At 43.6% G+C, this 12,931-nt stretch carries 9 protein-coding genes; all 9 read left to right on the top strand.

What is annotated here, in order from left to right:
• Positions 1 to 25: 25 nt before the first annotated feature.
• The 9 genes from dnaE (at position 26) to aceB (ending at position 12,908) form a co-directional block, all read left to right on the top strand.
• Positions 26 to 3,385 carry a DNA polymerase III subunit alpha gene (gene dnaE, locus ACFX4X_RS02460; protein ID WP_377381292.1) on the top strand — a complete coding sequence of 1,120 codons (3,360 nt, stop codon included), beginning with the start codon at positions 26 to 28 and terminating at the stop codon, positions 3,383 to 3,385.
• A 112-nt stretch (positions 3,386 to 3,497) separates the two neighbouring features.
• Positions 3,498 to 4,739, top strand: a complete 1,242-nt coding sequence (ystJ, locus tag ACFX4X_RS02455) for an NADP-dependent malic enzyme (RefSeq protein ID WP_284470031.1) — start codon at positions 3,498 to 3,500, stop codon at positions 4,737 to 4,739.
• A gap of 5 nt (positions 4,740 to 4,744) precedes the next feature.
• Entirely contained in the window at positions 4,745 to 5,374 is a 630-nt protein-coding gene (locus tag ACFX4X_RS02450) for a FadR/GntR family transcriptional regulator (RefSeq protein ID WP_089361739.1), read from the top strand.
• Between the two features lie 90 nt (positions 5,375 to 5,464).
• A complete protein-coding gene (gene accD, locus ACFX4X_RS02445; RefSeq protein ID WP_061464366.1) occupies positions 5,465 to 6,328 on the top strand; it encodes an acetyl-CoA carboxylase, carboxyltransferase subunit beta in 864 nt (287 codons plus the stop codon).
• Positions 6,325 to 7,323, top strand: a complete 999-nt coding sequence (accA, locus tag ACFX4X_RS02440) for an acetyl-CoA carboxylase carboxyl transferase subunit alpha (protein ID WP_061464365.1) — start codon at positions 6,325 to 6,327, stop codon at positions 7,321 to 7,323. Before accD ends, accA begins: the two co-directional genes overlap by 4 nt.
• 279 nt (positions 7,324 to 7,602) lie before the next feature.
• Entirely contained in the window at positions 7,603 to 8,562 is a 960-nt protein-coding gene (gene pfkA, locus ACFX4X_RS02435; protein WP_061464364.1) for a 6-phosphofructokinase, read from the top strand.
• 118 nt (positions 8,563 to 8,680) lie between these two features.
• Positions 8,681 to 10,441, top strand: coding sequence for a pyruvate kinase (pyk, locus tag ACFX4X_RS02430; RefSeq protein WP_377381286.1), 1,761 nt, complete (start codon positions 8,681 to 8,683; stop codon positions 10,439 to 10,441).
• 81 nt (positions 10,442 to 10,522) lie between these two features.
• Entirely contained in the window at positions 10,523 to 10,915 is a 393-nt protein-coding gene (locus ACFX4X_RS02425) for an FxsA family protein (protein ID WP_089361736.1), read from the top strand.
• A gap of 400 nt (positions 10,916 to 11,315) precedes the next feature.
• The gene (gene aceB, locus ACFX4X_RS02420) at positions 11,316 to 12,908 is read left to right on the top strand and encodes a malate synthase A (protein ID WP_377381282.1); all 1,593 of its coding nucleotides are present in this window, start codon (positions 11,316 to 11,318) and stop codon (positions 12,906 to 12,908) included.
• Positions 12,909 to 12,931: the final 23 nt, after the last annotated feature.

Below are 12,931 nucleotides of genomic sequence, written 5' to 3'. Positions count from 1 at the left end.
GCCTTACAAAGGTGGGAGAAAAAACGTGTATACTCATCTCCATATTCAGAGCGGATACAGCCTGCTGACAAGTACGGTGAAGATCACTGATCTTGTGGCCAAAGCGAAAGCGGATGGCTGTACAAGTCTTGCCTTAACCGATCGAAATGTTATGTACGGTTCGGTCTATTTTTATAAAGAATGTAAGAAACAGGGAATAAAGCCGATTGTCGGCCTTCTTGCAGATGTCCTCGATGAACAGGAATCGGCACATGGCCTTCTTTTATTGGCAAAAAATCTGCAAGGCTATCAAAACCTGCTAAAAATAAGCAGTGCCATAAAAACGAAATCCCCGTCAGGCATTCCAATGAACTGGCTTAAAGCCTACTCCGGGGGCTTGATAGCAATAACACCGGGTGCAGAGGGGAACATAGAAACGCTATTAAGAGAAGAAAATACTGAAGGAGCCAAACAGGCTGCAGGTCGATTTCTGCAAATTTTTGGCCATGATAACTTTTTTGTATCCATACAGAGACTTTCGATTGCGGACGAAGAGAAAGGTATCGAAGCTTTAAGTCAGTTGGCGAGAGAATTAGGGATAAAGATCGTTGCGACGAATCCGGTTTATTTTTTGAACGAAAGCGATGCACTCGCTCAGGAAGTCCTTCTGGCAATTGGAAATGGTGACAAGCTGTCGGATGAGACGCATACGGTTCTTGAATCCAATCAATTTTATTTGAAAAGCAGGGCTCAGATGGCAGAACTATTCCATGACAGGCCGGATGCACTCGAAAATTCACTACATATTGCCGCGCAATGCAATCTTGAAATTCCGTTTCATCGTTCACTGCTGCCTAAGTACCCCACTGAAGATGGAGTCACAGCCGAGGAGATGCTCGAAGTTGTCTGTTTCCAAGGGTTGCGGAAAAGATTTCCTGAGCCATCCATTCAATATGAAGAGCGCCTTCGATACGAATTGGATATAATTACCAAGATGAATTTCAGTGATTACTTTTTAATCGTTTGGGATTTCATGAAATTCGCTAAGGATCACCAAATCCTGACTGGTCCTGGAAGGGGATCGGCCGCCGGATCGATGGTCGCTTATGTGCTGTCGATAACGGATGTCGATCCAATCGAACATTCCTTGCTGTTCGAGCGTTTCCTGAATCCTGAACGTGTCTCGATGCCGGATATCGATATTGATTTTCCGGATAACCGCCGTGAAGAAGTGATTGCCTATGTCGCGAAGAAATATGGGGAACTTCATGTAGCACAAATCATTACATTCGGAACATTAGCTGCCAAGGCTGCTTTAAGGGACACAGGACGTGTTTTCGGCTTGAATTCAAAGGAACAGGAAGCGGTATCGAAAATGATTCCAGGCCGTCTGGGCATCACGCTTCCTGAAGCTTTCAAGGAATCGAAAAGGCTGAGGGAATTCGTTAATGAGAGTGAGATGAATCAAAAACTTTTTCAAACGGCGTTATTGCTTGAAGGGCTGCCTCGCCATGCTTCGACACATGCGGCAGGCGTCGTCATTAGCGACCAGGCACTGACCGAGCATATCCCGATTCAGGGAGGGCATGACGGCATCCATCTTACTCAATATCCAATGGACCTTCTTGAAGAACTGGGACTTCTTAAAATGGATTTTCTGGGGCTTCGCAATTTAACGCTCATCGAAAATATTTTAAAGAACATCCACAAGGGAACGGGGAAAAAACTGGACCTGTCGCATATCCCGATGGATGACCCCGAGACGTTAGCCCTTTTAGGGAGAGGTGAAACAACTGGAGTGTTTCAATTTGAATCGGATGGCATCCGAAAGGTTTTGATCAAGCTGAAACCGAACCGATTCGAGGATATTGTCGCGGTCAATGCCCTCTATCGTCCAGGTCCCATGGAAAACATACCGCTGTTCATCGAGCGAAAACATGGACTGGCTCCCATTGAGTACCTGCACCAGGATTTGAAGGATATCCTTGAGCCTACATACGGAGTCATTGTTTATCAAGAACAGATCATGCAAATTGCCTCTCGCCTCGCCGGATTTTCACTTGGGGAAGCTGACCTGCTCCGTCGTGCCGTTTCGAAGAAGAAAAAGGATGTGCTGGATCAGGAGCGGCAGCATTTTGTGAGCGGCTCTTTGAAACAAGGATATTCCGAAAAAACGGCAGATGAGATTTATTCCTTGATCGTCCGCTTCGCTAATTACGGATTCAACCGTAGCCATGCGGTTGCTTATAGTGTCATTGCTTATCAGCTGGGGTACTTGAAAACCCACCATCCGGAATATTTCATGGCAGCACTAATGACATCGGTAGTGGGGAATGATGAAAAGATTGCCCAATATATCCGTGAGGCAAAAAAGAAAGGGATGACGGTTCTGCCCCCTTCGATTAACCGGAGCGGATACCCGTTTTTACCGGAAAAGGAAGGGATCCGCTATAGTCTTGGAGCCATAAAAGGAATAGGCGGTACGGTTTTAAAAGAAATCTTTGCTGCAAGACGACAAAAGACGTTCGCTGATTTATTCGATTTCTGTTTGCGCGTTTCGGGGAAAATCGTAAATCGAAAAGTGTTGGAGGCGCTTGTGCATTCAGGTGCTTTTGATGAATTCGGTGAAGACCGGGCAACATTATTGGCGAGTTTGGACATAGCGATCAGCCATACGGAATTGGTAAATCCAGATGATGATCTATTCGATATGTTTTCGGATGGCGAGTTTTCACTCAAACCGAAATACAACCGGGTCGAGCCCATTCCTATCGAGCACAAACTCTCATTGGAGAAAAGCGCATTGGGGCTTTATCTATCGAATCATCCCGTGACCAGCTACAGGGAACTATTTCAGTACTTCGGCTGTTTGACCATAGACGAGGCTACCAATAAAAAGGAATCAAAAGTCTTACTTGGCGCATATATTACGTCGGTTAAAACCATAAGGACAAAAAAGGGCGATGTTATGGCCTTTTTGAGCGTCAGTGATGAAGAGGGGGACATTGAGGCGGTCGTTTTTCCCAATGTATATAAAAACCACTCTGCCGACTTGAATCATGGACAACTCGTTATGCTGCAGGGGACATTGGAAGAACGGGATGGAAAAACCCAGCTCCTGACCAGGAACGTATATCCGCTTGAAAAAGTGAAAAGGATGAAAGAGGAACAAAACGGAACGGTTTTCCTGAAAATTGAGGCTGGCAAGCAAACGAAGGACACACTGCAAAAAATAAAAAAAATTTTAATGCAGCATAGCGGCGAAACAAAGGTCATGCTTTTTTACGAGAGGGAAAACCGTTATGTACAGCTATCTTATTGGGATTGGGTCAATCCTACAGATAGTCTGATGCAGGCATTATTTGGTTTAGTCGGAAAAGGTAATGTGGTTTATAAGCGAGAATAACTGTTTTACAACTTAAGCAGTTATGTTATATTGAAAACAGGCCGCTGTGGTCTGACCACTAGATTTCAGCATATATGATATGGGTTACCCAATATGTTTTAGGAGTGAAAATATGTCATTAAGAGAAGAAGCTTTACATATGCATCGCATGAATCAAGGGAAATTAGAAACAGTTTCAAAAGTACCGGTTAGGAATGCAGAAGATTTAAGTCTTGCTTATTCTCCTGGTGTCGCAGAACCATGTAAAGAAATATACGATAAGCCAGAAACCGTTTATGACTATACAATGAAAGGGAACACTGTTGCTGTTATTTCTGATGGAACGGCTGTGTTGGGACTTGGAAACATCGGCCCTGAAGCTGCTTTGCCGGTTATGGAAGGAAAAGCCGTTTTATTTAAAAGTTTCGCTGGAGTGGACTCTTTTCCAATCTGTTTAAAAACGACGGATGTGGATAAAATTGTAGAGACAGTTAAATTACTCGAACCGACATTCGGAGGAGTTAACTTAGAGGACATTGCCGCACCAAATTGTTTTGAAATTGAAGAACGACTTAAGAAAGAAATGAATATCCCTGTTTTTCATGATGATCAGCACGGTACGGCCATTGTAACTGTTGCAGGTCTTGTAAATGCCTTGCGACTTGTGAATAAATCAATCTCAGAAATTAAAGTGGTAGCGAATGGAGCCGGGGCTGCGGGTATTGCTATCATTAAATTGCTTTATAGCTACGGAGTACGTGACATTATTATGTGTGACACGAAGGGCGCCATTTATGAGGGCCGTTCGTCAGGCATGAATGATATAAAAGAACAAGTGGCGAAAGTGACCAATCGTAATAAGATTTCAGGACCTTTGGAAGCGGTCATTCAAGACGCTGATGTATTTGTAGGCGTTTCTGCCGCAGGTGCGTTAACCAAAGAAATGGTTTCATTAATGAATAAGGATGCGATCATTTTCGCGATGGCTAATCCAAATCCGGAAATCATGCCGGAGGATGCGAAAGCAGCGGGTGCCAAGGTTGTTGGAACGGGCCGTTCGGATTTCCCGAATCAGGTCAATAATGTCCTTGCATTCCCGGGAATTTTCCGTGGTGCATTGGATGTACGTGCGACTCATATCAATGAAAAAATGAAGGTTGCTGCTGTAGAGGCCATTGCCAGTTTAATTGAGGAACATGAGTTGAACGAAGACTACGTTATCCCTGCTCCTTTTGATGAGAGGGTAGCGCCTGCAGTTGCGGCTGCTGTTGCCAAGGCAGCGATGGAAACGGGAGTGGCTAGAATTAATATGGATCCCGAGGCAATTAAAGAAAAAACAAGGAAATTAGCGATCATTGGAAAAAGTGAGGAATAATTAATTTGGCAGGTCGGACTTCTTCATCCAAAATTTATCTCGATGTCGTTGAGAGCCTACGTAGCATGATTGAAGCGGAAAGCCTCCTGCCGGGAGATAAAATCCCATCAGAACGGGAGTTATCGGATCGTTTTAATGTTGGTCGTTCCTCTGTACGGGAAGCATTGCGTGCCTTAGAGCTATTAGGATTAATAGAAACAAGGCGTGGTGAAGGAACGTTTATCAGGGATTTCCAGGAGCATAAGCTAGTCGAGCTTCTGGGAACCTTTTTTTTGCAAGATAAAAAAGTACAAGAAGATTTGGCTGAGACGAAAAGGCTGATTGAAATTGACTGTTTACGGATTGTCGCCTTTTTCGCTACAGCTGAGGATATCAAACGATTAATGGTCTGGGTCAAGACGGATGAGTTTCATGATGATGATTTCTTCTTAAGAATTGCCATATTGAATCGCAATCGATTGATGGAACGAATTTGGCGCATTGTCAACAGCTATGCTAGAACATCAGAGATGGTACAGGGTAATGTGAAAAAAGAAGATTATCTGGCACTTCTTACATATTTACTCGAACGGGATGAAGAAAAAGCCATCGAAACGTATCTTATTAGAATTAGAAATATGTCGAAGGACGAGTGACACCTTTTTACACGATACTACTTTAATTTCTGATATAGTTTGTACCAAGTATCAAATAATAGATAATTGGTGGTAAAGGGAGGATTAAGCTTGCTTAAAGAGCTATTTGCGAAGTCTAAGAAGAAATATGCAACGGTTCCTTTAGATCGGGAGAAACAAGATGTACCAGAAGGAATTATGACAAAATGCCCCGGCTGTAAAAAAATCATGTATACAAAAGAATTAGTGAAAAACAATAAAGTCTGTCTGCATTGCGGGTTCCATCATTCGATGTCTTCCCATGAGCGTATCGAATGTTTATTCGACGCCGGCAGTTTTAATGAATTTGATAAAGAAATGATTTCAGTTAACCCACTTGGATTTCCGGATTACTTGGATAAATTGGAAAAGGACAAAAAGAAGGCCAAGATTAATGAGGCCGTTGTTACAGGAGTAGGGAGCATCAATGGGTACCAAGTATCAACAGCCATCATGGATTCCAATTTCCGGATGGGAAGCATGGGCTCCGTTGTTGGTGAAAAAATCACCCGTGCCATTGAACGTGCAGGTGAATTGAAGATTCCGTTTATCATTTTTACGGCATCAGGCGGCGCTCGGATGCAGGAGGGTGTTTTAAGCTTGATGCAGATGGCAAAGACGAGTGCTGCACTCAAGATGTTCAGCAATGAAGGCGGGCTGATCATATCAATGATGACCCATCCTACCACAGGTGGGGTTTCGGCAAGTTTCGCGTCACTTGGTGATATTAATCTAGCCGAACCTGGAGCACTTATTGGTTTTGCGGGACGAAGAATCATTGAACAGACGATTCATGAAGAGCTTCCAGAAGACTTCCAAACATCTGAATTCTTGATGAAGCACGGCCAATTGGATGCGGTTGTCAAACGTACTGAAATGAAAGAAACTTTGACGACGATCCTTAAAATTCATGCCCCGGGTGGTGAATGGTTATGATTTACGAATTAGAGTTCGAGCGTCCCGTTACGGACCTGAGAAATAAGATTAAAGAGCTAAAGGCGATTACGAAGGATGCTGACGTAGACCTTACAGTAGAAATCGAAACGTTGGAAAAGCGTCTAGAGAAGCTGGAAGTGGATATTTATAACCATTTAAAACCGTGGGATCGCGTTCAGATTGCCCGTCATCCAGCCCGTCCGACGACGCTTGATTACATTCCGAGATTATTCAATGACTTCATAGAGTTTCATGGAGATCGTTATTATGGGGATGATGAAGCGATTGTGGCTGGAATCGCAGAGTTTGATGGACTTGCCGTGACTGTCATTGGACATCAAAGAGGTAAGGATACGAAGGAAAACATCCGCCGTAACTTTGGCATGCCCCATCCGGAAGGCTATCGAAAAGCTTTGCGTCTGATGAAACAGGCGGAAAAATTCAATCGTCCGATTATTTGTTTCATTGATACGAAGGGAGCTTTCCCGGGCAAAGCTGCTGAAGAGCGCGGACAAAGTGAAGCCATTGCGAAAAACCTTTTTGAAATGGCAGGGCTTAAGGTGCCGGTCATCAGCATTGTCATTGGTGAAGGTGGAAGCGGCGGTGCATTGGCACTTGGTGTTGGAGACCGAATTTTCATGCTTGAGAATTCAACATATTCGGTAATTTCTCCTGAAGGGGCTGCGGCATTGCTGTGGAAGGATGCTTCTCAGGCTAAGAGGGCTGCGGAATCGATGCAAATCACTGCTCCCGACTTAAACCGTTTAGGAGTCATCGATGAGATCATTCCTGAAGTGAGAGGCGGCGCCCACCGGGATGCAAATTTACAGGCAGAAGCCATCAAGGAAATCCTGAAACGTTCATTCAATGAACTTCTGCCATTGAATAGTGATGACCTTATTAACCAGCGTTACATGAAATTCAAGAAAATCGGTGAATATGAATTTGAAAAACAATCTGAGGGGAAACCTAAGGAAGTTGAACAGCATTCATAATACATTTTGCAAAAAGGAAAAACGTGCTGCCAAGGGCAACACGTTTTTTCAGCCTTTAATGGTGTGCATATGTATTCATTACCGAAACCTGTAAAGAATATGGTTTGTGTATAGTATGTAAACTTTTACACCATTTTACTTCAATTTCTGTAGAGAATCGGTTAGGCTTATTACATCAGGTGAGCATAAGTGTAACAGATACTGCTTATTGAAGCTTGAAAAAGGGTACAATGATATAATGAGCTTAAAATTGATTAGTGCTGTAGAGAGGTGACATTTATGAAAAGAATTGGTGTATTGACTAGTGGAGGAGATTCTCCAGGCATGAATGCGGCAGTCCGGGCGGTTGTCCGTAAAGCAATTTTTCATGAAATGGAGGTCTTCGGGATTTATTATGGATATCAGGGCCTTATAAATGGGAATATAAGGAAACTTGAGCTTGGGTCGGTCGGGGATATCATTCATCGAGGCGGCACAATGTTACATACGGCTCGCTGTCCGGAATTTAAGACAGAGGAAGGCCAGCTGAAAGCGATTGAACAACTGAATAAACTTGGCATCGAGGGCATTGTCATAATAGGTGGCGATGGTTCTTACCGCGGAGCGAAAGCTTTGACTGAAAGGGGCTTCCCTTGTATCGGAGTTCCTGGAACGATTGATAATGACATACCGGGTACGGACTTTACGATTGGTTTCGATACAGCCCTGAATACAGTAATCGACGCTATCGATAAGATTCGGGATACGGCAACTTCTCATGAAAGGACTTATGTGGTTGAAGTAATGGGAAGAAATGCCGGCGATATCGCGCTTTGGGCCGGCCTGGCTGGCGGAGCGGAAACGATCCTTTGTCCTGAATGCGAATATGATATGGAAGATCTGATTGGGAAGCTGAACCGCGGACATGACCGTGGGAAAAAGCATAGTATCATCATTGTAGCTGAAGGTGTTGGAAGTGCTGTTGATATTTCGAGGAAAATTGAGGCGAAAGCAGGATTTGAAACCCGTGTAACGGTTCTCGGCCATGTCCAGCGCGGAGGATCTCCTTCGGCAAATGACCGTGTATTGGCAAGTCGGCTTGGAGCCAAAGCTGTTGAATTGCTTCTTGAAGGCAAAGGGGGCAGGGCTGTTGGAATAGAACAAAATCGACTAGTTGATTATGATATCATCGAAGCCCTTGCTAAACCGCATACAATTGACAAGAAAATGTATGATTTATCTTCTGAGTTATCCATTTAAATCAGTATTGATCAATGATAATAATTGCAGGTATTTGAAAGAAGAGACTTATAACACTACGCCCCCTGTCATTTAAAAGGTGGGCAGGCGGCGATTTTTCCTTAAAGGAGGATGACACATGCGAAAAACCAAGATTGTTTGTACGATTGGCCCCGCAAGTGAAAGTATAGAAAAGCTGGTTCAATTAATAGAAGCGGGGATGAATGTAGCTCGGCTTAACTTTTCACATGGAAATCATGAAGAACATGCCGCTAGAATCCGCAATATCAGGGAAGCGGGTGAAAAAGCGGGTAAACAGGTTGCTATCCTGCTGGATACAAAAGGACCTGAAATACGGACAAATAATATGGAAAATGACTCCATAGAGCTGGTAGCCGGCAATGATGTCATTATTTCCATGAATGAAGTCCTGGGAACACCTGAAAAATTCTCCATTACCTATGAAGGGCTTCTGCATGATGTCCATCCAGGATCTAAAATCCTTTTGGATGATGGATTGATCGGTCTTGAAGTGTTGAAAATAGATGAGGTAAGAAAAGAAATCAGTACCAAAATATTGAATAGCGGTACACTTAAGAACAAAAAAGGCGTGAATGTTCCAGGTGTTTCGGTTAACCTGCCTGGCATAACGGAGAAAGATGAACAGGATATCCTTTTTGGAATCGAACAAGGTATCGACTTTGTTGCTGCCTCATTTGTACGCAGGGCTTCCGATGTACTTGAAGTGCGTGAATTATTGCAGCAGAATGGAGCTGAGCATATTCAAATCATCCCTAAAATTGAAAATCAAGAGGGTGTAGACCGGCTTGATGAAATCTTGGAAGTTTCAGATGGTTTGATGGTAGCCCGTGGCGACCTGGGAGTGGAAATTCCTGCAGAAGAAGTGCCATTAGTCCAAAAACAAATGATCAAAAAATGTAACAATGCCGGGAAACCGGTCATAACGGCTACACAAATGCTCGATTCGATGCAGCGTAACCCAAGGCCGACCCGTGCAGAAGCAAGTGACGTAGCCAATGCCATATTTGATGGAACGGATGCCATCATGCTTTCTGGTGAAACGGCTGCTGGAACCTACCCTGTCGAGGCTGTTCAAACGATGCATAACATTGCTTCACGTGCAGAAACTGCCCTTGATTATCGGGATATATTATCAGTCAGAAGCAAAGTGAACCGTCATAATGTCACGGATGCAATTGGTCAGTCCGTTGCCCACACGGCGCTTAATCTTAATGCCGGAGCAATCATCACCCCTACCGAAAGTGGCCATACGGCAAGGATGATTTCTAAATACCGCCCTAAAGCACCGATCATTGCCGTTACCTCCAATGATCATGTTTCAAGACGGCTTGCACTGGCTTGGGGAGTCTACCCACAGATCGGTCCCAAGGCGACGACTACCGATGAGATGCTTCAAACTGCTATTGATGAAAGCTTGCATTCCGGCTTAGTGTCCCATGGGGATTTAGTCGTCATAACAGCCGGTGTGCCAGTTGGTGAAACAGGTACGACTAACTTGATGAAAATTCATGTGTTAGGGGAGGTTCTTTTGAAGGCTCAAGGAATCGGCAGGAAATCTGCGAAAGGTGAAGTGGTTGTAGCTAAGAATGCCAAGGAAGCTTTGGAAAAAGTGACGGAAGGCTCTGTACTTGTTACAATTGGTTCTGACCGCGATATGATGCCAGCGATTGAAAAGTGTGCAGCATTGATAACGGAAGAAGGCGGTTTGACAAGCCATGCAGCTGTTGTAGGGGTCACATTGGGCATTCCGGTCATCGTTGGGGCGGAAAACGCGACCAAAGTTTTCACGGATGGGCAAAGAATAACGGTCGATGCAGGCCGTGGAGTCATTTATGATGGACATGCCAACGTTTTGTAAAACGAAATTTTGGCTGATTCCGTGCCAATGAGGTAAGATGGATGTACCGCACCAGAAATGGGCTGTGCAGGAGGAATGTAGATGAAATATTTTTTATTGTTTATCATTGCGATGCCGGTCATTGAAATCATTGTCCTATTGCTGTCAGGCAATATGATTGGTTTTTGGCCAACTGTGTTCCTGATTGTAGCCACAGGTTTAATCGGAGCCTATTTGGCTAAACGGCAAGGGATGGAAACATGGAAAAGGGCACAGGAACAGATTCGTTACGGAATGATGCCAGGAAATGAAATCATTGATGGAATCTGTATCTTTATTGGAGCTGCACTGTTGCTGTCCCCTGGGTTCATTTCGGATATCATGGGATTGCTCCTTGTATTTCCGCCAACCCGGAATCTCCTCAAACCGATTGTTATCCGGTTTATCATGAACAGGATGAATAAAGGGAAAGTCACCATCATTCGGCATAAATAATAAAAGGCTGCCTAAAAGCTCAAGCTTTTAGGCAGCCTTTTTGGTCTGGAAAAAAGAAGTCTTCAAAAGCAACCAAGGTTTTTTTTCATTGGCAGCCTTTATGGCATTTCACTAAAATTGGACAAAAACATAGGGAGATTAAATGTAATCCGTTTTGCCTGTTTCACCATTAAATGAAGAATTCGGAAGAAAGTGAAGCAATGTATAATAACAGAATTTTTTAACTATTATCCCGCGAAAACATGGATAAATCAGGTTTTTTCATGTGAGAAATTCTTTTTTTGGAAACTTTTTAGAAAAAAATGGTGACAAATTTATACAGTGTGTTATATAATACAAACAGGAAATAAAACAACTGTATTATAACATGAAAGAGTTGGAAAGGATGTGGAGAGGCAACATGATTACGGAAGCAAAAGGCTTACAAATTACGGGCAACATTAAGCCAGGATATGAACAAATACTTACAACGGAGGCTCTTCAATTCATCGAAAGAATTGAACGGCATTTCAGTGAAAGAAGGAGGGAACTTCTGAAACGGCGCAAAAGCGTACAGGAAGAGCTGAATCAAGGCAAGTTGCCTGATTTCCTTGAAGAAACGAAGCATATTCGTGAAAGTGATTGGACGATTGCGCCACTCCCGAATGACTTGCAGGACCGCAGGGTTGAAATAACTGGACCAGTTGATCGTAAGATGATCATTAATGCAATGAACTCAGGTGCCAATGTATTCATGGCTGATTTTGAAGACGCCAACTCACCCACTTGGGAGAATTGCGTGGATGGTCAATTGAATTTGCGCGATGCAATCCGCGGAACCATTTCATTTAAAAATCCAAATGGCAAAGTGTATGAATTGAATGAAAAAAGGGCTGTCCTAAAGGTAAGGCCACGCGGCTGGCATTTGGAGGAAAAACATGTCCTTTTGGATGGACAGCCAATATCAGCCAGCATTTTTGACTTTGGACTGTACTTTTACCACAACGCAAAAGCATTGGTCGAAAAACAAAGCGGTCCATACTTCTACTTACCAAAAATGGAAAGCCACCTAGAAGCAAGATTATGGAATGAAATATTCGTATATGCACAGAACGATCTAAGAATACCGCAAGGAACCATTAAGGCAACGGTCTTGATTGAAACGATACTTGCCGCATTCGAAATGGATGAAATTCTGTACGAGCTTAAAGAACATTCTGCAGGCCTGAACTGCGGCCGCTGGGACTATATCTTCAGTTTCCTGAAAAAGTTCCGTCACTCGGATGATGTTATCTTTCCTGACCGGCTGCAGGTGACGATGACCGTTCCGAATATGAGAGCGTATTCCTTATTGGCAATCAAAACATGCCACACTCGTAATGCTCCGGCAATTGGCGGGATGGCAGCGCAAATTCCAGTTAAAAATGACCCGATTAAGAATGATGAGGCTTTTGCGAAAGTCCGGGCAGATAAGGAACGCGAAGCAAGAGACGGCCATGATGGAACATGGGTTGCCCATCCAGGTATGGTAAGCATCGCAAAAGAGGTTTTTGACCTGCTTGTTCCAAAGCCGAATCAAATTTTCCGAAAACGAGAAGATGTCCTTGTAACAGCGCAAGAGTTGCTGGCTGTGCCCGAAGGAACGATCACGGAGGCAGGATTACGGACGAACATTAACGTCGGCATCCAATATATTGCCTCTTGGTTAAGCGGCAGGGGGGCGGCGCCCATTAATAACTTAATGGAAGATGCAGCAACGGCTGAAATTTCAAGAGCACAAGTCTGGCAATGGATCCGGCATCCAAAAGGCATCCTCGAAGATGGCAGGAAAATAACCGAAGAATTATTCCATCAGATTAAAGAGGAAGAAGTGGAGGTCATTAAATCGGAAGTAGGGGAAGAAGCTTTCAAGTCAGGAAAGTTTGAAGAGTCTACTAAACTATTCGAAGAATTGATTGAAGCGGATGACTTTGCAGATTTCTTAACCAATCCGGCATATGAACAATTATCTTAATATTAAAAATATTAAATATAAAT

The organism is Peribacillus sp. YIM B13481, from assembly GCF_042787985.1.
GTDB lineage: Bacteria > Bacillota > Bacilli > Bacillales > DSM-1321 > Peribacillus > Peribacillus simplex_A.
The sequence above is the reverse complement of the archived record's forward strand: the minus strand, read 5'-3'. Positions and strand labels throughout refer to the sequence as shown.

Coding starts and splice junctions, on each gene's coding strand:
- pfkA (WP_061464364.1), top strand. CDS start 7,603: ATGAAAAGAATTGGTGTATTGACTAGTGGAGGAGATTCTCCAGGCATG.
- pyk (WP_377381286.1), top strand. CDS start 8,681: ATGCGAAAAACCAAGATTGTTTGTACGATTGGCCCCGCAAGTGAAAGT.
- aceB (WP_377381282.1), top strand. CDS start 11,316: ATGATTACGGAAGCAAAAGGCTTACAAATTACGGGCAACATTAAGCCA.
- accA (WP_061464365.1), top strand. CDS start 6,325: ATGATTTACGAATTAGAGTTCGAGCGTCCCGTTACGGACCTGAGAAAT.
- ACFX4X_RS02425 (WP_089361736.1), top strand. CDS start 10,523: ATGAAATATTTTTTATTGTTTATCATTGCGATGCCGGTCATTGAAATC.
- ystJ (WP_284470031.1), top strand. CDS start 3,498: ATGTCATTAAGAGAAGAAGCTTTACATATGCATCGCATGAATCAAGGG.